A 21,938-nucleotide genomic window follows, 5' to 3' on the forward strand; every position below is an offset into this window, starting at 1 on the left:
ATGTCCGTGCCGCCCATGCCGCCCATGCCGTCCGTGCCGCCGCGCGGCTGGTACGGGCCCGGCGGCGGCCAGGTCGGGCATCTGGACCCGCCCTCGATGTGGCGCGCGACCACGGTCCAGGCGTGCGGCCTCTGGCCCTTCGCGGCGGGCTCCGGCGCGCCCATGACCGGGGTCCCGCTCGGCCAGCACCTGCACACCGGCGCGACGGTCTGCGGCGACCCCATCTCCTGGTTCACCCGCGCCCGTTACATCTCCAACCCGTCCCTGTTCATGCTCGGCATGCCGGGCCTGGGCAAGTCGACGCTGGTCAACCGCATGCTGATCGGCATGGCGGCGACGGGCATCACTCCGCTGGTCCTCGGCGACCTCAAGCCCGACTACGCCGACACCGTACGGGCGCTGGGCGGCCAGGTGATCTCGATCGGCCGGGGCGTCGGCGGCATCAACGTCCTCGACCCGGGCGCGATGGGCGAGGCGGCGGTACGGATCGGGGGCGAGCGGGGCCGCATCCTCGCGGCGGAGGCGCACGGCCGCGTCCTGAACATGGTCGCGGCGCTCATCACCATCGTCCGCGGCCGCCCGATGGACGACCACGAGCAGTCGGTGCTGTCCGCGTGCCTGCACCATCTCGCGGAGCGTACGAAGCCGGGGCGGGCGCCCTTGCTGCCGGATCTGCTGAAGGTGCTGGACGAGGGGCCGGACCGGGTCAGGGCGGTGACGCTCGACCGCGGGAACGAGGCCCGCTACCAGGAGGCGGTGGATCCGCTGCACCGCTCGCTGCTGGGTGTGCTGGATGGGCCGCTCGGCGACACGTTCGCGTCCGAGACGTCGACCCGGATCGACCCCGCCTCTCCGGCGGTCTGCGTCGACATCTCCCGGATCGGCGAGGCGGACACCCAGCTGACGGCTGCGGCGATGCTCGCGGCGTGGTCGGACGGGCTCGGCACGGTGGCCGCCGCGCACGCGCTCGCGGACGCCGGGCTCGCTCCGCAGCGGTGGTTCTTCACCGTGCTCGACGAGCTGTGGCGTCCCCTTCGGGCCGCCTCCGGCATCGTCGAGCGGATCGATGCGCTGACGCGGCTGAACCGTTCGCTCGGCCTGGGCGACGCGAAGATCACGCACACGCTCAAGGACGCGGAGGCGCTCGGGAGCGAGGCGGACCGGGCCAAGGCGCGCGGGTTCGTCGAGCGGGCGGGAATGGTCGTCTGCGCCGGGCTTCCCCGTCAGGAAATGAAGGAACTCGGCGAGATCGTGGGGATGTCCGAGCGGGAGATCGAACTGGTGTCGTCCTGGTCGTCGCCGCCCGGATGGGCGAGTACGGGCGGGAACGAGGAGCCGCCCGGGCGTGGCCGCTTCCTGATCAAGGTGGGCGGGCGTCCTGGTATCCCGATCAAGGTGGCCATCACCGATACGGAGCGGGCGTTGCACAACACGAACACCCGCTGGTCGGAGGCGGGGAAGCCGTCGCTCTCCAAGCGGGAGGGTGGGGTGCGGTGACGACACCCCTGCGGGGTGGGCGGGGGTTGTGTGTCGGCTGCGGGTGGGTGGGGGCTGGGCTAAAAGATTGCGCAGTTCCCCGCGCCCCTAAAAGACCCCGGGGCGGGCGGGGGATCGCGGGGCGGAGCCCCGCGCCTTCAGGGGCGCGGGGAACTGCGCGAACGGCCCCCACCGGCCCGCAGACGACACACAACTCAGGGGGTCTGGGGGCGGAGCCCCCAGGAACGGGATGGGACGGGTAGGGGCGGCGGGGGCGATCAACATCGGACGGGGGAACGGGAATGAGTGGCACGCGTAAGAGTTCGCACAGTGGGGAGGACCTGCTGCCCTGGATCGTGCCGGGGGCAGCGTTCCTCATCGGCACCCTGTTCTTCGGGGCGTGGCTGGGCGGAACCGTCGGCGCGGCGGTGAGCGGTGCGGGATGGGACCCGCCGCCGTTCGGACTGTCGACCCTGTCGACGCTGGTCAAGGAGGGGCCGAGCGCGGTGTGGCCCACGGCGTCGGCGGAGGCGGTCGAGGCCGGCATGGCAGGCGTGTTCGGCACGGTCGTCGCCCTCATCGTCGTACTGATCGCCCTCGTACGGCGCCGCATCGCCAGGCCCACCGGCCTCGCGGGCCGCAAGGAACTGGCCGGCCTCCTCCCCAAGGGCGCCGCGCAGCGGGCCCGCCAACTCAGGCCGTCGCTCGCCAAGCTGGGCAAGGTCACCGCGGACGACACCGGGAACCTGCTCGGCAACCTGGAGCCGAACGGCCCGGAGCTGCGGTCCAGTTACGAGGACGTCGAGCTGGACCTCATGGCGCCCCGCGCGGGCAAGTCCACCAGCATCGCCGTACCGCGCGTACTGCGGGCACGGGGCAGCGTGCTGCTGACGTCGAACAAGGCGGACGTGTACGCCGTGACGCGCGCGGAGCGCGAACGCGTGGGGCTGGTGTGGACGTTCGACCCCCAGGGCATCGCCCACACGCCCCGCGCCCTGTGGTGGGACATGCTCGCCGACGCCGCCACGATCGAGGGCGCCCGCCGCCTGGCGGGCCACTTCGTCGGCGCGGTGAACGACGACGCGTCGAAGCGCGACTTCTGGATCTCGGCCGCGCAGAACACCCTCACGGCGCTCTTCCACGCGGCGTACCGCGGCAAGCAGCAGATCGGCGAGGTGCTCGCATGGCTGGCCGACCCGGCCGACCGCACCCCCGTCGACCTGCTGCGGGACGCCGGAATGGCGGCCCTCGCGGACCAGCTCCAGGGCACCATGCAGGGCGCCGTGGAGACCCGCGACGGAATCTACGAGACGGCCCGCCAGTGCGTGGCCTGTCTGCTCGACCCCGCCATCGCGGCCTGGGTGACCCCGGACCCCGACCTGCCGCAGTTCTTCCCTGAGCGGCACGTCCTGTCCACCGACACGCTGTACCTCCTCTCCAAGGACGGCGGCGGCTCGGCGGCCGGTGTCATCGCGGCGGCCGCCGACTCCGTACTGCGTGCGGGAGTCGTCGCCGCCGAGCGGATGGGCGGGCGGCTCGATCCGCCGATGACGGCGGTGCTCGACGAGGCGGCCAACGTCTGCCGGATCTCCGATCTCCCGGATCTGTACTCGCACTTCGGCTCGCGCGGCATCAACATCGTGACCCTGCTGCAGAGTTACCGGCAGGGCGCGCGGGTGTGGGGCGAGGCCGGTATGGACGCCCTGTGGGGAGCCGCCACCATCAAGCTGCTCGGCGCGGGCCTGGACGACGCGGACTTCGTGGAGAAGATCTCCCGGCTGGTCGGCGAGCACGACGTGTCGACGGTGAGCTGGTCCAAGAGCAAGGACGGGCGGTCCCGTTCGACCTCGTACCGCCTGGAGCGCATCCTGCCCGCCGACCGCATCCGCGCCCTGCCCAAGGGCACCGCGCTGCTCCTCGCCACCGGCATCAAGCCCGCGCTGGTCAGACTGCGCCCCTGGTACGCCGAACCCGGCGCCGACCGGATCGCGACCGCGGCGCAGACCGAGGTCAAGGCCATCACCGCCCGCGCTGTCGAAGGGATCACCCGATGACCACCGCCACCGAGCCCGCGCCCGATCAGGTCCAGCAGGAGGCGCCCGCCGCCCCGCCGTTCATCCTCTACCTCGACGGCCAGGAGTACGCCGAGGAGATGAGCGGCCTGGCCGTCTGGGTGTCCGACCTGCTCCTGCCCGTCTACGGCCGTGAGGTCACCTCCCAGCAGCCGTGGTGTCCGCGCTGGTGGGAACACCTGGAGGCGGTCGCCCGGCTGCACGGCCTGTGGCTGGCCTGGCAGGAGCTCACGGACCCGGCGGCGGGCGCGTCCGGCCCCGCCGTCTGGCATCGCGACCACGTCGGGCCCGTGCTCGCGGAACTCCGTTCGCCCAGCGGGCCGTTCGCGGGCTGCAAGGCGGGCAGCCACCGGGCGAAGGCGGCGCCGACGGCCGAACCGTACGACACCGGGCGCGCCGTCTAGGCCTACGGCGAGTCCCCTTCCGCGAGGCCACACTCCGGTGACTGCCGGCTGTCCCGCGCCTCTCTCCGCCCCTCTGCCCGTCCATATCCGTAACCCCTCCACCCCTCCGCCCCTCCGCCCCTCCAACCAACAAGGAGGAACCACCTCTCATGACCGACATCCCCCGCGTCGCCCCCACCGGCGACCCGACCACCACCCCCTCCCTCCGCGCCTACTTAGGGCTCTACGCCACCGGACTGGTCGCGCGCGAGCAGATGATCGCCACCGTGGCTTCCTGGCCCTTCGAGGCCGAGGAGGAGGTGGACGAGGGGCACACCGAGCCGAGCCACCAGGACAACACGATGCTGGTGGTGGCCTCGGCCCGCCTGCTCGGACAGCTGACGCGCGAGGACCTGGAGGAGATCCAGCGTCGCATCGACCGGGCGGACCGGACGGGCCGGACCGGTCGGAAGGGGTGGCGGTCATGACACCCGACAACGGCCCGGAGACCGGACTCGCACCCGAATACCGCACTCTGTACCGGGAGTTGCAGGGCCGCATTTCCTTCGGCGGCGATCTGGGACCCAGTGACCGGGACACCTTCGGGCAGTTCCGGGATGGAGTGCTCTGGACCCCTGAGCGCGAACGCATGCACGCCGCGATCCTCGACGACTTCAAGTCCCGCTGCGAGGGGCTGCCCCGCGACGGCCACGCGGCCCTGTTCACCGCGGGCGCGCCCGGCGCGGGCAAGGGCGGCGCACTGCGCGGGCTGGCCGAATGGCAGGGCCAGGACAGCGAGTTGGGGCGCGCGCTGGCCGAGGTGCACGGTGTCGACGTACGCGATTACGTGGTCCTCGATCCCGATGAGCTCAAGGTGGCCATCTTCGAGCACGGGGGTGCTCCTCAGCTGGACCCGCAGGTCCGCGAGTTGCCGGACGGCCGACAGGTCTCACCGGCCGAGATGGCCTCGCTCACCCACCGGGAATCGGCGTACCTCCTGGGCGTCGTCGAGCAGTGGGCCAGGTCCGAGGGCCACAACCTCCTCTACGACACCCTGCTGCGTGACGGGGACCGGACCGGGAAGCTCCTCGAAGACCTGCGCCAGGACGGCTACGACAAGCGTGTCCTGATGTCGGTCGAGGTGCCTGTCGAGCAGTGCCTGGCCCAGAACGCGAACCGCTGGCAGCAAGGACGCGCCGAGTTCGACGCGGGCCGCGACTGGTACGGCGGGCGCATGGCTCCCGAAGGCATGATCAAGGGCATCTACGAGCAGAGCGGTTCGGGGCGCGGCTTCTCCATCGGGCGGGAGAACGCGGAGAAACTGGTGGAGAGCAGACTCGCGACGGGGCTGATCACGTCCGAGCGGGGGAACTTCGGCGTACCGACGGCGACGGGTGCGCCCACCACCGGTCAGGGGCCGGCGGTCCGCACGGGCGGCCCCGTCGAGGCGTCACCGGCCTTCCAGCAGAACGACGCCACCATCCGTACGGCCGCCGCGAGCAGGATCCGCTCCGGCTCGGGCACGGCCGCCGTCCCGGGCACCGCCACCAACAACGCCGCACCCGCGACGGTACCGCGCGTTCCCCGGCCCGCTCAGGCACAGGGCGGGGGCGGCGGACCCGCGAGGTGAGCGGTCGGCCGGTCGGCCCGATCGGCGTCATGGGCGTCATGGGCGTCATCGTGGCCGAGTGCAGCGCCCGTACAGGAAATTCGAGAAGTGAGCGGAGGCAGGACCGACATGCGGTGGACCGTCCACGGCGAGCACACACTCCAGGACACGCCATGGGTGCGGCTGCGCTCACTGGACGTCGAACGGCCCGACGGCACCCGCGGCGACTACCACGTCGTACGCCTGCGGGACCTCGCCGTGACGGCGGCCGTCGACGACCGCCGGCGGGTCCTGATGATGTGGCGGCACCGCTTCGTCACGGACACCTGGGCCTGGGAGCTGCCCATGGGGCTGGTCGAGGACGGCGAGCAGCCCGTCGAGGCCGCCGCACGGGAACTGGAGGAGGAGACGGGATGGCGTCCGGAATCGATGCGGGAGCTGATGTACGCGCAGCCGGCGAACGGGATCACCGATTCCCAGCACTTCGTGTTCCGCGCGGACGGGGCGACGCGGATCGGCGAGCCCACCGAGCGCAACGAGTCCGACCGGCTGGAGTGGATCCCGCTGGCCGCGATTCCCGGGATGATCGCCCGCCGCGAGATCGTGAGCGGCGCGACGCTGGTCGGGGTCATGGCCTTGCTGCTGGAGCAGGGCGCGTGGGCGACGCTGCTGGGTGCCTGAGCAGTGGCCTCGCGAGCGCCGCTCAGCCCTGCGGCGGGCTGAACCGGTCGATGTCCGCGAGGATCTTCCGCTTCAGCTCCAGCGCCGCGTCGATCTCCTTGCGCGTGAACCGCGTCGGGTCCTTGGCGTACATCTCGCGCCCGCGCGCGGAGGTGAACCGCTCCTCGGGGATGCGGTCGGCGCCTTCCGGAAGGAACTTGGCGACCTCTTCGAACGCGGCGATCGCGTACGCGGTGGCCGGACGGATCTCGCGGTGCTCGGCGAGCGGTGTGTTCAGCAGCCGCAGCCCCGACTCGGTCGACACCCGGTCGCCGATCCACAGGAACTCGCCCGGGTCGATGATCCGCGAGGGCTCCGGGCCGCCGAACACCGGGGGCGCGGGCGGCTGTTCGCCGGCGAGCGCGAACTCGAACGAGCGCGTACGACCGCACTGCGGGCACACGCCCTCGTACACGGTGACCAGGACCCCGTCCCGGTCCTCCAGGCGGTGCTGCCGATCGAACTCCTCCGCGCCGCACACACAGGCGTGGAGGTCCATGTAGAGGTGCGCTTCTTGCAGGGAACGAGCGATCAACATGTCATGATCCTACGGGAATCAGGACGCTGGACGGGGGAACGTCAGTGAACGTGAGCACCGACGAAAGACGGCTGCTCGCCGAGGCCGAGGCGGCGCTGCCCGTCGTGCTACGGGACCTGTACGCCGACCGGCTGCGCGGCGGAAACCTCGTCGAGGAGGACGGGCGGCGCTTCTTCGCGCTGAGCGACACCGCGGGCAAGCGGCTGGAGCTGCGCCTGGACACGGCCCCGCTGCCCGAGGGGAGCCTGTCGCGGACCTTCACCAACACCACGTACGACCGCTATGTGACGCAGCTCTCCGACCGGCTGCCGCCCGAGCGGCTCGGCCAGGTGCTGAGCCGCGAGGTCGGCGAACTGCTCGCCGTACGCGACCGGGCCGCCGTGAACGGAACGGCGCCGCGGGAGAACCTGCTGGCGGGCGGCGCCACGCTGCCCGCGCGTCCGCGGCTGTCCGAGGAGGACCTGGGCCGGGTCGGCGAGTTCAACTACCTGGCGACGCGCATGAACGACGCGTCGGCCGGCGCCCCCGAGCGCCGGGAGGCCCACGACCGGTTCTCCGCACTGATCGACGACTCGGGTCTGCGGCCCGTCTCCCCGGCCCACGACACCGCCGCGCACTCCGTCGAGCAGTACGCGGCGAACGTACGGCTGGACATCGCACGCCCCCATCTGCGGGAGCCGGCGCGTGACGCGATGGCCGAACTCGCCGTGCCCATCGAACGGTTGGGGGTCGAGGACGCCCGGGCACTGAGCGAAGCGCGTGCGCAGGCGCAGGCACGGGACACGCAGGTGTCCGCGCTGGGCGCGAGCCCGTCGTTCCCCATGCCCGGTCTGCGCGCCGACGGGACGCCGATCCCCCGCGAGGAGCTGGCGCGGGCCGCCGCCGAGGTGGCCGAGCAGCGCACCGCGCTCAGCGGCCGGACGCTGGACGCGCTGCGCGCGGAGCAGGCCACCCTGCCCGAGGGCCGGTATCCGCAGCGCCAGATCATGATCGGCGGCGGTGCCGCGCTCGCCGGGCGCGATCCCAACGTCCTGCTGGTGGACGCGCGGGGGCGGTGGCACGTGGACCCCATCGAGGCGATCGTGCAGTCCGCCGACCAGGTGCGGCATCTGCGGCAGAGCGGCATGGGCGACCCGTACCAGTTCGCCGACCCCCAGCAGCGGGTGCCGTTGCCGGCGTTGCAGCTCTGGGAGGACACCGCGGCGGCCCGCGGCCCTCTCGTGGACGGGCGCGCCGGGCTCGGTATCGGCGCGGAGGGCCGGCTGATCGCCGAGATCACCCCGGCCGACGGCTCGTCCCCGGTCAAGGTCGAGGTGCAGGGGTCCCCGCTCGTCGCCACCGGTATCCCGCCCGAGATCATCCCCGGGGCCAACCGCCAGGTGCCGACCGTGCCGGAGGCCACCGGCGTCCTCGCGGAGCACCTCACCGCGGTGGGTACGCCGGAGACGCTGCGGGCGCGCGACCAGTTGCTCTCGCTGCCCGCGGGCGAGGGCCGCGCCGCGGCGTCGCTCGACGCGCTCGCCGACCCCCGGGTCGCCGACGCCCTCCGTTCCGCCGGCGACCCGCGGGTGGCCGGGGCCGCCGAGACCCTCCGGGCGACCGCGGCCTGGGAACGGGCCGTCGCCGCCGCGCCGGGCCGGGTGCTGATGGGCGACGAGGTCGGCGACGGTGACTACAACCCGCGGGCGGCGAACGAGTGGGTGATCGCCGGGGTCGGTGGCGCGGCCATCGCCAACGCGGAGATCATCCTCCAGGCCAACCCGGACGCGAAGGTGTCCATGGTCGGCAAGGACGCGCCGTTCGTGCTCAAGAACGACGCCCAGTACACGGCGCTGCGGCGCGCGCACGACGCCGAGTACGGCGGTGACGGGCGCCTGGTGACCTACTCCGACCGGCGCCTCGGCGAGGTCGGTACGGTGACGGCGCCCGACGGCCAGGTGCGTGTCGCGGCCCTCGACGACCAGGGCCGCTCGCTCGGCATCGAAGGGGACGCGTACGTCGCCTGCCTCGGCCGCGTCTCCCGGCTCCCGCACGCCCTCGACTCCGTCGAGTCCTGGGCGCGCGAGTCGGGCGGCCAGGTCCGCGGCGAGCTTCTCTTCGACAAGGACCGCCAATACCTGGGCTACCGCATGGAGTTCGAGGCGGCCGGCCAGAAGCAGACGGTCGACGTGACCGGCGCGGCCTCCCGCATGCTCCCCGGCAATGTCTTCTCCCAGGACGACATGGCCCGCCTGACCGCCCTCGACCCCAAGACGGCCCCACCGGAGAGCGGCAACGTCTCGGCCGGCTTCATGGCGACCGCGCTGCAGGGCTCCCACCTGGCCAGACACCGCGCTGCGGAGGGCGGACCGGGGGGGCCGAGCACTACACCGGCCTCACCTAACCCGACGCCTACGGGGCCCGCACCGACCTCACCGAACCCGACGCCTTCGGGGCCCGCACCGACGGGTCCGGCTTCGGCCGGTCCCACGCCGGCCGGTTCGGCTTCGGCCGCCCCCGCGACGGCCGGTCCGACGACAACCGCCCCCGCGACGGCCGCGACGGCGACGCCCGGCTCCGGCAACCCCATCGCCAGCGCCGCCCGCCGCCAGTCCGCCCGGGGTTCGGCCACTCCCAGCGGCCCCGTCTCCGGCTCGACGCCCGGACCCGCCACGCCCGGGCAGCCCCCGCGTGCCACTCGGCCCCCGCAACCGGGCGGCGGGGGTGGCGCGCCCGGGCGGTGACCGGTGCGCGACGCTCCGTTAGGGTGATCAACTGCCTTGGCCCACAAGGGATCCACCGGGGATCCGCAGGGGAGAACGGGGAAACGGTGACGATGGACGCGATACCCACCGGAGGGCCGTCCGACTGGGCGGCATCCGGTGCGGTGGGCCCGAACGGGGCCTACCGCAGCCAGACACTGCAATACCGGGACGTCGAGCTGAACTTCGACGAGACCGTGTCGTACTCGACACTGAAGAACCTGGCGCTCACGGCGTTCTGGTCCTCCGTCCTCGTCTTCGTCCTGCTCGGTCTGCTCCCCGCGATCCTCGCGGGTGACCCCGATGCCATGAGCCCCGGTCTGCTCTTCTCGATCGTTGTCTTCTGGGTCGTGCTCCTGGCCGTCCGCCTCAATGAGCCGGTCTCGGAGTGGAAGACGCTCCTGGAGGACAAGGCCGCCGCCTCCTCCTCCGCGTACGCGGCGATCTACGGCGCGCTGGCCCGCCGCCGCATCCCCGTCTCGGCCGTGCCGGCCCGCGTCCGCAGTGACATCACTCCGGAGGTCGTGCACAACCGGCTGGTCATCACCAGCGGCCGGTACGTCGCCTACGTGACCGTCTTCGCGTACGGGACCAGCCTGTACGTCGGCTGGACCATGTGGCGCAGCCGTCCGGGCGCCGTGGTCATCGGCCACTTCGTGAAGGACATCGTCGGCGGGATCCTGAACCGCGCGGGGAACGTCCAGCAGATGCTGCGCACCGAGCGTCCGCGCGCCATGCGGGAGGCCGTGCACTCCGCCGCGCGCGAGGGGGTGGAGATCGCCGTTCAGGGCATCGAGGTGCCGATCGCCTCGACCTTCGGCCAGGAACCCCCGGTCCAGGCGGGCACTCCGGCCCCGCCTGCTCCTCCCGCCTACGCTCCGCCGGGTCACCTGCCGTCGGCGCCGCCGAGCCCGCCCGTGCCGCCGCAGGGTCAGAACACCGGTCACTGGAACGGGAGTTGACCGCCATCGAAGCGTCGGGCGGTGTGCTGACGGTTTCCGACGGGACGACCGTCTGGGCCTGGACAGCCGTACGGATCGACGCCGCCGCCGACCTCACCGAGACCCAGGAGTACGCGGACCTGCCCGAGGCCGAGCGCCGGATCAAGGCGGTCGCCGCCGAGACCGCCTGGCTGACCGGGCAGTGGGACACCGCGCACGGCGAGCGCGTCGAACTGCGCTATCTCACCGACCCCGCCGAGCGCGGCCTCACCTGCGCACTGCTCGGCCGGGTCTCGGCCCCCACCCCCGCACTGGCCATGTCGTCCGCACTCGCGCTGCGGGGCCGCCTCGCCGCGCTGCCCCGGCACGTGCACGCCTCACCCGTCGAGGACACGGCCGAGGTGGCCCGGCTGCTGACCCCCTTCGCGCCCGAGCCCGTCGCGGGCGTGGCCGAGATCCGCAAGCGCTACCGCACCGGGCTGCCCAACCGTCCCGACGCGGGCGTGCGCTACTACCTGGCACCGCAGCCGTTCACCGCGTCCGCCCCGCCGTGGGACGCGCTGTGGCAGGCGCTGGCCGAGCACCCGTATCCGGTGATGCTGAGCATAGGCCTTGAGCCGTACGCCGTACCGGACGACCTCGGCCCGCTGCTGCACCGCGTCGCCACGCAGTACGGACGGCTCGGCACCGCCGGGCAACTGCCGGACGGCCTGTGGTCGCCCGGCACCCAGCTCGCGCCCGACGCCTTCGCCGTGGACGCGTCCCAGGTCTACGCGGATGCCGCACGCCGCTACACCGGCCGCGCGTTCCGGATGCGGGTCGCGCTGGCCTCGCCCGCGCCCGTCCCCGAGTCGCTCGCCGAGCTGGTCGGGGCGACGGTGTCCCCGCAGGAGCGGGCTCGCGAGGGCGGGGTCCTCACCGAGACGTTCACCGGTCCCGCCCACAGTGTGGCGTGGCCGGGGCCGGGTGAACTCCCGGCCATCTGGCAGGGGTTGACCACACTGGAGCAGGCGCGCTGGGGTGGCGACCACTGCTGGCGGCTGCCCGAACCGCTCTCGCCGCCGCTGCGGCTGCTCGCCGATCTCGTGGACGCGCGGGAGGCCGGGGCCGCCTTCCGGCTGCCGCTGGCGGTGAGCGGCCACATGGCCGGTTTTCCCGTACGGCGTCCGGGCATGGCCGGCGAGACCGCCTACCGCGCCGACGGCCCTGCCGTCACCCTCGGCCGCCAGCTCGTCCACGACACCCCCGCGGGACCGCTCGGCATCGGCCTGGAGGATCTCACCCGGCACGCCCTGTTCGTCGGCACCACCGGCTCCGGCAAGACCAACACCACGCTGGCCTTCTGCGAGCAGCTGTGGCGCGACCACCGGATCCCCTTCCTCGTCATCGAGCCGGTCAACTCCGCTCTGGACGACTACCGCTGGCTGGCCACCCGCCCCGGTTTCGACGATCTCGTGGTCCTCACCGTGGGCGACGAGAGCATCGCACCGCTGCGCCTGAACCCCTTCGAGGTCCCGGCCGGGGTCAGGATCAGCACCCATGTCGCCGGGCTGCTGGCCTGCTTCGACGCCGCCTTCGGGCTGTGGGATCCGCTGCCCGGCATCTACAACCGAGCGCTGCGCGCCACCTACGCCCGCAAGGGCATCGTCCCGACGGACATCGCGGGCCCCGCCCATGACGGCAACTGGCCCACTCTGAGGGACTTCATCACCGAGATGCGCGAGCAGTGCGAGCGACTCGACTACTCCGGTGAGGTACGGGACAACATCGTCGCCGCGTCACGGCTGCGCGCCGAGTCGCTCGCCGAGGGCGCCTGCGGAAGCACCCTGGACGTGGCGCGCTCGTACCCGGTCGAGGAACTGCTGCGCCGCCCGGTGGTGCTGGAACTGGCTGCGGTCGGCGACAACGAGAAGGAACAGTCGCTGGTCACGGCACTGCTCCTGCAGTCCATGACCGAGCACTACAAGGCGAACCGCGCCGGAGGCTCCCTCTCCCACGTCACGGTGATCGAAGAGGCCCACCGGCTCCTCGGGCAGCCCCTCGCCCAGTCCGGCGACGCCAAGGAGGGCAACGCGCAGGCCCGCGCCGCCCAGGCGTTCGCCAACACCCTTGCCGAGAACCGCAAGTACGGGGAGGGCATCGTCATCGTCGAGCAGGTGCCCGGCAAGCTCGTCGAGGACGCGTACAAGAACACCAACCTCAAGGTCATGCACCGCCTCCCGTCCGCCGCCGACCGCGAACTCATCGGCGGCACGATGCGCTTCTCGCCGGACCAGGAGCGCTATGCGGCGACCCTGGAGCCGTTCCAGGCGTTCGCCCACCACGACCGCATCGATCGACCCGCACTGATCCGCGTACCGGACGTACGGGCGGAGGCGGCACGGGCAGCGGGCGTCGCACGCGCACCACTGGCCGACAGCTCTCAACTGGCAGCCCGCTTCCGCGAGTTCGCTGACACAACCCCGCGCGTCGACTCGGCCCTCGCCCCCTTCGCGGACTGCGAGGGATGCCGGCATCGCTGCGCGTTCCGCTCGCGTGCCGGTACGGCGGTATGGCCGGAGCACGGCGCCGAGCTGAGGAAACGGGTTACTGGGTACCCCAAGTCGCCCGCTGAACAAACGGACTGGTGGCGGTCAACGACGGAGTGGGTGGCGTCGGTGGCCGAGAAGGTACCGCTGCCGCAGCCCGACACGAACGCCAAGGGCAACGCCGCCGCGGACGCCGTCACAAACGCCAACGCCAACGCCGTCACTGACTACCACGCCTGCGTCTTCATCCACATCGCCCGCTCCGCCTGGCAACGCAAAACCCTCCCCTGGACCCGCCTCTACCGCACCCACGCCCCGACACCCCCCGGAGCCCCCTCGTGAGCGACCGCCCGACCGAACACCCGACACCGGTCGAAGCTCCGGCGGGCGTCGCGGTCACGGACGCGCCGGATCCGGCGGAGGCCGGGGCGGTTGCGGAGGCCCCGGAGCCAGTGGAGACCTGGGCGGTTACGGAGGCCCCGGACCCGACGGAAACCGCGCAGCCGACGGAGACGACCAAGCCCACGGACGCCCCGGAACGCTTGGAAGGCGTTGATGCGCCGGAGGCATGGGAGGCATGGGAGACCTTCGAGGCACCGGAGCCCCCAGAGGCTTCGGATGCGGCCACCCCGACACCGGCGGACGAGAACGAAGCACCCGACCCCGTGACGGCGGAAGAGGGCGATACCGACCTAGCTCCTCTTGGAAAGGAGAACGCCGTCGAGCCGGGGTCGGAGCCCGCTGCGAGTACGGGCGACCCAGCCGGTGATACCAGCGATATGACCAAAGAGACCGCTCAGCAGCTCAAAGCGGTCGAAAAGGACGGCCGGGAGATCGTAGAGCCGCATGGCATCGCACTCGACTACACGACGGAGCCGGTATCCCCGGAATGTGCCGGTAAATTCAATGAAGCAATGAGGGAACTGTCGGCCGACTATCCAAAACTATTCGACGAAATGAACCATGTGCGGACCGAGCAGCCCGAAGATCCGAGTATATTGGCGTACGCATTACCGTACGCCGGATACCCAGATTCTGGGATATACGTCAACTCCGAAGCATTCTCGGATGCAGAAGCAGCTGCCCTCAGAGGAGCCGAAGAGGAAGCCTCCGGATTCACCGTACCTGGCGGTGGCTCACCGAAGGGCGTGTTCTACCATGAATTCGGCCATCATTGCGCACAGCGGATTTTTGACTCGCCGTCGGCGCGACAGGAGTTGGATGAGGCAGTGTCCCAGTCCATAGCCCGCCCATATGATTCTTCGGCTCCACATGACAAGCCGACCGGCCAGGCGATCAGCCAGCTGCTCTCCGACTACGGCTCGACGACGCCGCACGAGATGATGGCGGAGGCGTTCACAGAGCACAAGCTCGCTGCCGCTCCCCGCCCTTTCGCTTCAGCGATCGGCGGAGTAATCGACAAGCACCTCAAAGGAAAATAGGAGGCGATGAGTCGTGCGCCGACTCCCCAACATCTGTGACTCATGCACCAGGGTGAAGCAGAGTCAAAACCCGGAGGCGAGGACTTCGCTGGACCAGTGGATCCCTTACTGCGACGCCTTCCCCGAAGGCATTCCGAGTGCCATCTACCAGGATGGTTTCGACCATCGGCTCCCCTACCCCGGAGACCATGGCATTCGGTTTGAACTCCAGCATGGCAAAGAACGAGTGCTGGCGCTGTACGAGAAGTTGATCCCGGAAGAACGCCGTAATGCCCAGCCACCGAAGCTGCCCGACGAGGGCACCGGACGAGACTGAACCGCTACGACAACAACTTGCTTGCCGCTCGGCAGAGCCGCCCCGGCGGCAACACCGAGTTCCTGGCGCACAGGGTGGCGGAGCAGCTGCCCGGAGACATGGAGCAGCGTTGGGCGAGTCTTGCGGAGCATCCGCTGCCAGAACCCCTCGCGGACTTCACAACGAGAAGAGAACAATGACGAAAACGGAATTTTACGTCTCGGCCGATATGGAGGCCGACGGGCCGGTGCCGGGACCGTTCTCGATGTCGAGCTTCGGGCTGGCGGTCGCGGGCGTCCGCGACGGTGTCGCGTTCCAAGCATTCGACCCGGCTGAGCGCACGTTCTATGCCGAGCTGAAACCGATCAGCGATGCTTACGATCCGGAAGCCCTGGCGATCAGCGGCCTGGATCGCGGTCGACTGACCCGGGAGGGGCAGAAACCTGCCCAAGCCATGAACGCTGCGGCCGATTGGCTCACGACTGTCTCCGACGAACTGGACGCCGCTCCGGTGTTCGTAGCCTATCCACTGGGCTACGACTGGATGTGGATGTACTGGTATTTCATGCAATTTGCCAGCAACGGCTCGCCCTTTGGGCATTCCCGATGCCTGGACCTCAAGACTCTGTACGCAACCAAAGCCGACTCGCCGATCATTGGCTCGACGAAGCGCTCGATGCCGCGGCATCTGCTCTCCTCGCGGCCTCATACGCACAATGCGCTGGACGACGCGATCGAGCAGGCCGAACTGTTCCAGAACCTGATGCATTGGAACCGATCCGAGCTGTAGGTCGCGTTCGAACACTCCGCACCCTCAGGGCCATCCTGTGGAAGCAGGAGCAAGCCTCCGCCGACCCCTGGACGACTGCATGCGTGTGCATATATTGTGTACGCACGTAGTCGCCGCACGCCATGCACCCGGGGGTCCCCATGAGCCGCTCCTTCCTCTTCCTTCTCGGCAGCAGCCGCCCCACCGGCAACACCGAGCTGCTGGCCCGCAGGGCGGCGGAGCAGCTGCCCACCGATGTGGAGCAGCGCTGGCTGAGTCTCGCCGAGCACCCGCTGCCCGACTTCGAGGATCTGCGGCACGACGCGGATCATGTGCGGCCGACCGAGGGAAACGTCGGACTGCTGCTCGACGCCACGCTCGCCGCGACGGACATCGTCTTCGCCTCGCCGCTGTACTGGTACTCGGTGTCCGCCCACACCAAGCGCTACCTGGACCACTGGTCGGGCTGGCTGCGCACTCCGGGCGTCGATTTCAAGGCCACCATGGCGGGGCGTCGGCTGTGGGGCGTCACCGCGCTCGCGCACGAGGAGGAAGAGGTCGCCGAGCCGCTGATCGGCACCCTCAACCACTCGGCGGCGTACATGGGCATGCGCTTCGGCGGGGTCCTGCTGGGCAACGGCAGCAAGCCCGGCGACGTACTGAAGGACGAGGCGGCCTTGGTGCGCGCGAAGACGTTCTTCGCGCAGGAGCCGCCGCTCGCCCGCTTCCCGTACGAGAACGCGAACGCGAACCGGTGACCGTTACGTCGTGACGTCCTTCGTCGTGAACCGCGCCCACGCCGCCGACCCGAACACCGCGGCGTAGAGCCCTTGCAGGCCGAGGTTGCGGACCAGGTCGTCCCAGTACACCGGGTCGCGCATGAGGTCGGCGAAGGACAGCCAGTAGTGGGAGAAGAAGTACGGCTGGAGGGCGTGCAGTTGGGGGATCTGGTCGAGGATCTGGATGGTGATGAGGAGCCCGACCGTCGTCGCCATCGCCGCGATGCCGCTGTTGGTGAGGGTGGAGATGAACAGGCCCAGCGCCGCCACCCCGATCAGTGACGCGGCGACGACGAGCGCGATGAACAGCGCCCGCGCCAACCCCTCGCCGAAGCTGATCCGCGTCCCGGAGATCGTCGTCAGCTCGCCGAGAGGGAACAGCAGCGTGCCCACCGCCAGTGCCGAGGCCGCCACCACGAGGGTCGCGACCAGGCAGAACGTCATCGTGGTCGCGTACTTGGTGAGGAGGAGGCGGGTGCGGCCCGCGGGGGCGACCAGCAGATAGCGGAGCGTTCCGGCGTTCGCCTCGCCCGCTATCGCGTCGCCCGCGATGACGCCGATCGCCATCGGCAGGAAGAAGGGGAGCGTCGCGGCCAGCGCCGTGAACACCAGGAACAGGCCGTTGTTGGTGATCTGCGAGATGAACGCCGGCCCTTCGCCGCCACCGCCACCGCCCGCCGTGGAGCCGTCGCTCGTCTCGATCTTGATGGCGACGCCGATGAGGATCGGTACGGCCGCGAGCACGGTGAGCAGCGCGATCGTCCGCCAGCGCCGGAAGGTGGTGACGAGCTCGCTACGGAAGAGCCCGAACGTCCACAGCGGGCTGGGCGCGCGCTTGACCCCGGCATCCGGGAGGACCTCAAGGACCTGGACCTCAGCCCGCGACATCGAACCCCTCCCCCGTCAACGCCACGAACGCGTCCTCCAGCGAGGCCCGTTCGACCCCGAAGCCGCGGACGCGGACCCCGGCCGCCACCAACGCCGCGTTCACCTCGGCCAGTTCGCCGTCCGGGGGGTCCCCGGTCACCCGCTCCTCCGCCACGACCACATCGGCCACGCCCTGTTCCTTCAGGACGCGGGCCGCGTCCGCCGGGTCGGGCGTGGTCACCACGAGGCGGCCGCGCGCACCCGCCGCGAGGTCGGCCACCGGCCCCTGTGTGATGAGCCTCCCCTGCGCCATCACGGCCGCGTGCGTGCACACCTGCTCGATCTCGTCGAGCAGGTGCGAGGAGAGGAAGACAGTCGTGCCGTCGGAGGCCAGCTCCCTGACCAGGGAACGTATTTCCCGCATCCCCTGGGGGTCCAGGCCGTTCGTCGGCTCGTCCAGGACAAGCAGCCGACGGGGCTGGAGCAGCGCGGCAGCCAGCCCCAGCCGCTGCTTCATGCCCAGCGAGTACGCCTTCGCCTTCTTGCCGGCCGCGGCGGTGAGGCCGACCCGGTCGAGGGCGGCCGCGACCCGCGTACGCCGGGTGCGCGGGTCGGCGGTCGGGTCGGCGGAGTCGTACCGGATGAGGTTGTCGCGCCCGGAGAGGAAGCCGTACAGCGCGGGGCCCTCGATCAGGGCGCCCACGTGCGGGAGCACGGCGCGGGTGGCCCGGGGCATGGGCTGCCCCAGCACGCGCGCCGTGCCCGAGGTCGGCTCGATCAGGCCCATCAGCATGCGAATGGTGGTGGTCTTGCCCGAGCCGTTCGGCCCGAGGAAGCCGAAGACGCTGCCCGCCGGGACGATCAGGTCCAGGCCGTCAACGGCGAGCTGTCCGCCGCGGTAGCGCTTGGTGAGCGCACGGGTGGCGATCACGGTCTCCCCGACCGGCACGGACTCCCCGACCTCCACCGTCTCCTCGACGGACACCGTGCCGGTGCCTACCGTGTCGCCCGCCGAGTCGGACTCGGCGGCGGACAGCTCCTCCATGGGCTCCCTCGGTTCGGTCTGCCGGTACGCGACTTACTGGGCCGCGCTGGCCGCCTTCACCAGTGCGTCCTTGGTGACGGCACCGGCGTACACCTTGCCGTCGTCCGTGATCAGCGCGTTGACCAGGCGGGTCGAGTAGACCGTGCCCGAGCCGAACTTGCCGGTGACGTGGTCGCCGAGGGAGTCGAGGAAGCCGGAGACGTCGCTGTTGCCGGACGACGAGCCCGACGGTACGCCCTGGCCGCCCGTGTCGAACTCGGCGATGGAGGTCCAGCCCTTGCCGAGGGTCTTGAGACCGTCGAAGCCGCCGAGGCCGTCCTTGGAGAAGTCCTCGCCGGGCTTCGGCGCGGACTCCGACGCCTTCTCGCCGCTGTCCCCCTCCGTGACCTTCGCGCCCTTCGGCGGAGTGAAGTCGAACGTCGACGCGGCAGGCTTGGCGAAGTCGACCTGGGTGAAGCCCGCGTCCACGACGGCCGCGCCGCCGCTCGCCGGGGTCAGCGTGAACTTCAGCGGCAGCCCCGTCTTCGCGTCCACCGCGACGGTGATCGCGCCGATCGTGGAGCCGGACTGCTTCGGCTTGATGAGCAGCTTGTACGCGTCACGGCCGGCGACCTGCGCGGTGCCGTCGACGGTCACGGAGGTCGTGTCGTCGACCGACTTCAGGGCCTCGTCGGCGAATTCCCCGGGCGTGGCCGGAACGTCCTCGGGCGCCTTCTCCTTCGTACCCTCGGGCTTGGGGGCCGTCGAGTGGTAAGCCTCGTTCGACTTGCTGTCGTACGCCCATACGTCGCTGCCGTTGTGGATGAGGCTGTACTCGGCGGCGCTGTCCAGGAGGGAGATCTTGCTCTTGTCCTGGCCGTCGGTGGCGACGCGCAGCGTGTGCGTGCCGGAGGCCAGTTCGAGGAGCTTGGACTGCGGGTCGGCGGAGGAGCCGCCGTCGCCCTTGGCCGCGCCGGACAGGAGGCCGCTCTCCAGGCCGCCCAGGCTGGGCAGTCCGAGATCGGTGCTGATCTTGACCGTGCCGGACAGCTGCTGGACGTCCGACTTGGCGATCTTCTCGATGAGTTGCTGCGCGGTGATCTTCGGCAGGTCGGGGTCACCGGAGTCGGCGAGCGCCGGGACGAGCCCGATGGTCGCCGCCGCCACCCCCACCACCGCGACCGGGACGACGTAACGCGCGGCCTTGCGTCGGCCGGCGCGCACGTCCTCGGCCTCGTCGGCCTTCGTGCTGTCGTCGGATGCGTACGGTGCCATGTGTGCCTTACCTCCGTCGTCGGCGGCGGCTTACCGTCCCTGCACATTCCACCCTGAGCCGCCATTCTCACCCGAACCGGTGAGGAGTGGTGCTCCCAATCTGACCAAATCGGCCCGTGAGAAGCGTCAGACCCCGGACTCAACTCCACGTACTCCTGCGGTATGACGTGAGAGGGCGGCGCCTCCCCTGACCCGTAAGGGTCGTTGTACGGGGAAGACACCGCCCCTGCTCCAGCCGTGGCTCAGCGCTGCACGAACACGTAGTCAGCCTGGTACGGCACGCCCACGATCGCGCCCGGCGAGCAGGACCCGGCCGGGGCGACGCCGCCCACGGTGTTGAGGCGCAGGATCTCCTGCGTCCCGGCCAGCAGTCCGCGGTACTTGCCGGACTGGGTGGCCTTGAGGTCGAGCTCGGGGATGTTCGTGGCGCCGTTCGGGGTCTTGGAGATCAACGCGCCGGTGACCGCGCTGCGGTCGGGCGCGACCCACTGCGGCGTACCGGAGTTGGGCTTCACGAACGAGTGTGCGATGTGGCCGCCGAGCAGGGCCGCGACGTCGCGCTGCGCGAAGGCGTAGCCGCCGCCCTCGACCGCCTTGCACTCGTAGATCTGCTTGCCCTTGACGACCGAGGCCTGGAAGTTGTTCAGGGCGTTCCGGAAGTCGAAGGAGCTGGTCACCTTGTGGAGCTGGCCGCGGACGGCGCCGCCCGGGAACTCGGTGGTGTGCAGGTTGGCGTAGAAGGAACCGGGGTCGGTCTTCAGCGCGTCGAGCAGCGCCGCGTCCTCGACCTTGACCGTGCCGACCACGTGGTGGCCCTTGATCTTGTCGAGCAGCTTGGTGAAGTCGACCTTGACGCCGCCGTTGGTGCCCTTGGCGCCCTGGTGGATGTGGAGCAAGGTGGGCTTGCCGGTGCCGCGCCAGGTCACGGCGACGGACACCTGATTGCCCTTGACCTTGATGAACTCCAGCGCCGCGCCGTCCTTGTCGCCGACGGCGGGGCCGCCCTGGACGGGCACCTCGTTGGCTCCGTTGAGGCTGGTGGCGAGGATGGTGCCACCGCTGCCGCCCATGACGCCGCTCTGCGTGACGATGGTCTGGTCGTCGTGCGCGGAGTGGCTCATGCCGGCCATGCCGTTGCTCTTGCCGTGGCTGCCGCCGGCGGCGGCAGCCGGGATGACGGCGGCGGCGACACCGGCCGCGGCGGCTACCGCGACACCGGTCAGGATCAGGCTCTTGCGACGCGTGGTGAACGTGACGTTCGATCCCATGATTCCGTTTTCTCCCCGCATCTCAGCTGACACCCCCTGCGTCAGCTTCTGGGCATGAGTACGGAATGGATCTGATCCTGGACTCAATCCAAGTATGTGACCTGCGTCACATCGCTACCGATGTGGGCATGCGTGCCGCCAGGGGCGGCACGGGTGGGCACAGCGGCGGCACCCCGCAAGCGCCGGGCAACAGGTCAGCCGGCCCGGTGCACCACAGCGTCCACCAGCTCCATCAGCGAGACCTTCGCATCGCACTCCGGCAGCGGAGCCAGCGCCGCGCGCGCCTCCTCCGCGTACCGCACGGTGTCCCGGCGGGCCTGTTCGAGAGCAGGGTGGACCCGCAGCCGGGAGAGCGCCTCGGCGTGCCGGGCGTCGTCCGTCAGGTCGGAGTCGAGCAGCTCGCACAGCGCGATGTCCTCGGCGAGCCCGAGCCGCTCCACACGCTCACGAAGACGCAGTACCGGCAGCGTGGGAATGCCCTCGCGCAGATCCGTGCCCGGTGTCTTCCCGGACTCGTGCGAGTCGGAGGCGATGTCCAGCACGTCGTCCGCGAGCTGGAAGGCGACACCCAGCCGCTCCCCGTACTGCGTCAGCACGTCCACGACCGTCTCGTCGGCGCCCGACATCATCGCGCCGAACCGGCACGCGACGGCGACCAGCGAGCCGGTCTTGCCGCTCAGCACATCGAGGTAGTGGTCGACCGGGTCGCGCCCGTCGCGCGGACCGGCCGTCTCCAGGATCTGCCCCGTCACCAGCCGCTCGAACGCCTCGGCCTGGATCCGGACGGCCTCGGGCCCGAGGTCGGCCAGGATGTACGAGGCGCGCGCGAAGAGGAAGTCGCCGGTGAGGACGGCCACCGAGTTGCCCCAGCGGACGTTCGCGCTGGGCACCCCGCGCCGCACCTCGGCCTCGTCCATCACGTCGTCGTGGTACAGCGTGGCGAGATGGGTCAGCTCGACGACCACCGCCGAGGGCACGACACCCGGCGCGTAGCGGTCACCGAACTGCGCGGCGAGCATCACGAGCAGCGGCCTGAACCGCTTCCCGCCGGCACGCACGAGGTGTTGGGCGGCTTCCGTGATGAAGGGGACCTCGCTCTTGGTGGCTTCGAGCAAACCCTCCTCGACAGCCGCCAATCCGGCCTGGACATCGGCTTCGAGAGCCTGGTCCCGCACGCTCAGCCCGAACGGCCCGACGACGGTCACGAGAGG

At 70.9% G+C, this 21,938-nt stretch carries 19 protein-coding genes; 13 read left to right on the top strand and 6 right to left on the bottom strand.

What is annotated here, in order from left to right; all coding sequences use genetic code 11:
• The 6 genes from OIC96_RS19375 to OIC96_RS19400 all read left to right on the top strand — a co-directional run bounded on the left by OIC96_RS19375 (position 1) and on the right by OIC96_RS19400 (position 6,221).
• Positions 1-1,497, top strand: coding sequence for an ATP/GTP-binding protein (locus tag OIC96_RS19375; protein WP_330310242.1), 1,497 nt, complete (start codon positions 1-3; stop codon positions 1,495-1,497).
• Positions 1,498-1,778: 281 nt separating this feature from the next.
• Entirely contained in the window at positions 1,779-3,530 is a 1,752-nt protein-coding gene (locus OIC96_RS19380) for a TraM recognition domain-containing protein (RefSeq protein ID WP_330306644.1), read from the top strand.
• Positions 3,527-3,952, top strand: a complete 426-nt coding sequence (locus tag OIC96_RS19385; RefSeq protein ID WP_330306643.1) for a DUF4913 domain-containing protein — start codon at positions 3,527-3,529, stop codon at positions 3,950-3,952. Before OIC96_RS19380 ends, OIC96_RS19385 begins: the two co-directional genes overlap by 4 nt.
• A gap of 149 nt (positions 3,953-4,101) precedes the next feature.
• Complete coding sequence (locus tag OIC96_RS19390) at positions 4,102-4,419, top strand: hypothetical protein (protein WP_330306642.1); 318 nt, start codon at positions 4,102-4,104, stop codon at positions 4,417-4,419.
• Positions 4,416-5,561, top strand: a complete 1,146-nt coding sequence (locus tag OIC96_RS19395) for a zeta toxin family protein (RefSeq protein ID WP_330306641.1) — start codon at positions 4,416-4,418, stop codon at positions 5,559-5,561. The genes OIC96_RS19390 and OIC96_RS19395 overlap by 4 nt, the downstream gene beginning before the upstream one ends.
• 108 nt (positions 5,562-5,669) lie before the next feature.
• The gene (locus OIC96_RS19400) at positions 5,670-6,221 is read left to right on the top strand and encodes an NUDIX domain-containing protein (RefSeq protein WP_330310241.1); all 552 of its coding nucleotides are present in this window, start codon (positions 5,670-5,672) and stop codon (positions 6,219-6,221) included.
• 22 nt (positions 6,222-6,243) lie between these two features.
• On the opposite strand, the gene OIC96_RS19405 is transcribed toward OIC96_RS19400, so the two are convergent.
• Positions 6,244-6,798: a hypothetical protein gene (locus tag OIC96_RS19405; protein ID WP_330306640.1), complete on the bottom strand. Its 555-nt coding sequence runs from the start codon at positions 6,796-6,798 to the stop codon at positions 6,244-6,246.
• A 50-nt stretch (positions 6,799-6,848) separates the two neighbouring features.
• Here OIC96_RS19405 and OIC96_RS19410 point away from each other — a divergent pair, with 50 nt between their 5' ends.
• From OIC96_RS19410 to OIC96_RS19440, 7 genes are all read left to right on the top strand, one after another.
• Positions 6,849-9,521: a hypothetical protein gene (locus tag OIC96_RS19410; RefSeq protein WP_330306639.1), complete on the top strand. Its 2,673-nt coding sequence runs from the start codon at positions 6,849-6,851 to the stop codon at positions 9,519-9,521.
• A 92-nt stretch (positions 9,522-9,613) separates the two neighbouring features.
• Positions 9,614-10,501 (top strand): hypothetical protein, encoded by an 888-nt coding sequence (locus tag OIC96_RS19415; RefSeq protein WP_330306638.1) that lies wholly within the window; start codon positions 9,614-9,616, stop codon positions 10,499-10,501.
• The gene (locus OIC96_RS19420; RefSeq protein ID WP_330306637.1) at positions 10,498-13,350 is read left to right on the top strand and encodes a helicase HerA domain-containing protein; all 2,853 of its coding nucleotides are present in this window, start codon (positions 10,498-10,500) and stop codon (positions 13,348-13,350) included. Before OIC96_RS19415 ends, OIC96_RS19420 begins: the two co-directional genes overlap by 4 nt.
• Entirely contained in the window at positions 13,347-14,450 is a 1,104-nt protein-coding gene (locus tag OIC96_RS19425; RefSeq protein WP_330306636.1) for a hypothetical protein, read from the top strand. Before OIC96_RS19420 ends, OIC96_RS19425 begins: the two co-directional genes overlap by 4 nt.
• 52 nt (positions 14,451-14,502) lie before the next feature.
• Positions 14,503-14,766 carry a hypothetical protein gene (locus OIC96_RS19430; protein WP_330306635.1) on the top strand — a complete coding sequence of 88 codons (264 nt, stop codon included), beginning with the start codon at positions 14,503-14,505 and terminating at the stop codon, positions 14,764-14,766.
• Between the two features lie 175 nt (positions 14,767-14,941).
• On the top strand, positions 14,942-15,535 hold the full coding sequence (locus tag OIC96_RS19435) for an exonuclease (RefSeq protein ID WP_330306634.1): 594 nt from the start codon (positions 14,942-14,944) through the stop codon (positions 15,533-15,535).
• A 140-nt stretch (positions 15,536-15,675) separates the two neighbouring features.
• Positions 15,676-16,272 (top strand): flavodoxin family protein, encoded by a 597-nt coding sequence (locus OIC96_RS19440; RefSeq protein ID WP_330306633.1) that lies wholly within the window; start codon positions 15,676-15,678, stop codon positions 16,270-16,272.
• A gap of 3 nt (positions 16,273-16,275) precedes the next feature.
• Here OIC96_RS19440 and OIC96_RS19445 read toward each other — a convergent pair whose 3' ends face one another.
• From OIC96_RS19445 to OIC96_RS19465, 5 genes are all read right to left on the bottom strand, one after another.
• On the bottom strand, positions 16,276-17,181 hold the full coding sequence (locus OIC96_RS19445) for an ABC transporter permease (protein ID WP_330306632.1): 906 nt from the start codon (positions 17,179-17,181) through the stop codon (positions 16,276-16,278).
• The gene (locus tag OIC96_RS19450) at positions 17,168-18,205 is read right to left on the bottom strand and encodes an ABC transporter ATP-binding protein (RefSeq protein WP_330306631.1); all 1,038 of its coding nucleotides are present in this window, start codon (positions 18,203-18,205) and stop codon (positions 17,168-17,170) included. Before OIC96_RS19450 ends, OIC96_RS19445 begins: the two co-directional genes overlap by 14 nt.
• Positions 18,206-18,238: 33 nt before the next feature.
• A complete protein-coding gene (locus OIC96_RS19455) occupies positions 18,239-19,459 on the bottom strand; it encodes a LolA family protein (protein ID WP_330306630.1) in 1,221 nt (406 codons plus the stop codon).
• Between the two features lie 242 nt (positions 19,460-19,701).
• Positions 19,702-20,727, bottom strand: coding sequence for a CHRD domain-containing protein (locus OIC96_RS19460; protein ID WP_330306629.1), 1,026 nt, complete (start codon positions 20,725-20,727; stop codon positions 19,702-19,704).
• Positions 20,728-20,921: 194 nt separating this feature from the next.
• Complete coding sequence (locus OIC96_RS19465) at positions 20,922-21,932, bottom strand: polyprenyl synthetase family protein (RefSeq protein ID WP_330306628.1); 1,011 nt, start codon at positions 21,930-21,932, stop codon at positions 20,922-20,924.
• Between the last annotated feature and the right edge of the window lie 6 nt (positions 21,933-21,938).

It is taken from the genome of Streptomyces sp. NBC_00775 (genome assembly GCF_036347135.1).
GTDB classification, from domain to species: domain Bacteria; phylum Actinomycetota; class Actinomycetes; order Streptomycetales; family Streptomycetaceae; genus Streptomyces; species Streptomyces lutosisoli.

Coding starts and splice junctions, on each gene's coding strand:
- OIC96_RS19445 (WP_330306632.1), bottom strand. CDS start 17,181: ATGTCGCGGGCTGAGGTCCAGGTCCTTGAGGTCCTCCCGGATGCCGGG.
- OIC96_RS19380 (WP_330306644.1), top strand. CDS start 1,779: ATGAGTGGCACGCGTAAGAGTTCGCACAGTGGGGAGGACCTGCTGCCC.
- OIC96_RS19435 (WP_330306634.1), top strand. CDS start 14,942: ATGACGAAAACGGAATTTTACGTCTCGGCCGATATGGAGGCCGACGGG.
- OIC96_RS19400 (WP_330310241.1), top strand. CDS start 5,670: ATGCGGTGGACCGTCCACGGCGAGCACACACTCCAGGACACGCCATGG.
- OIC96_RS19375 (WP_330310242.1), top strand. CDS start 1: ATGTCCGTGCCGCCCATGCCGCCCATGCCGTCCGTGCCGCCGCGCGGC.
- OIC96_RS19390 (WP_330306642.1), top strand. CDS start 4,102: ATGACCGACATCCCCCGCGTCGCCCCCACCGGCGACCCGACCACCACC.
- OIC96_RS19450 (WP_330306631.1), bottom strand. CDS start 18,205: ATGGAGGAGCTGTCCGCCGCCGAGTCCGACTCGGCGGGCGACACGGTA.
- OIC96_RS19440 (WP_330306633.1), top strand. CDS start 15,676: ATGAGCCGCTCCTTCCTCTTCCTTCTCGGCAGCAGCCGCCCCACCGGC.
- OIC96_RS19395 (WP_330306641.1), top strand. CDS start 4,416: ATGACACCCGACAACGGCCCGGAGACCGGACTCGCACCCGAATACCGC.
- OIC96_RS19405 (WP_330306640.1), bottom strand. CDS start 6,798: ATGTTGATCGCTCGTTCCCTGCAAGAAGCGCACCTCTACATGGACCTC.
- OIC96_RS19460 (WP_330306629.1), bottom strand. CDS start 20,727: ATGGGATCGAACGTCACGTTCACCACGCGTCGCAAGAGCCTGATCCTG.
- OIC96_RS19455 (WP_330306630.1), bottom strand. CDS start 19,459: ATGGCACCGTACGCATCCGACGACAGCACGAAGGCCGACGAGGCCGAG.
- OIC96_RS19415 (WP_330306638.1), top strand. CDS start 9,614: ATGGACGCGATACCCACCGGAGGGCCGTCCGACTGGGCGGCATCCGGT.
- OIC96_RS19385 (WP_330306643.1), top strand. CDS start 3,527: ATGACCACCGCCACCGAGCCCGCGCCCGATCAGGTCCAGCAGGAGGCG.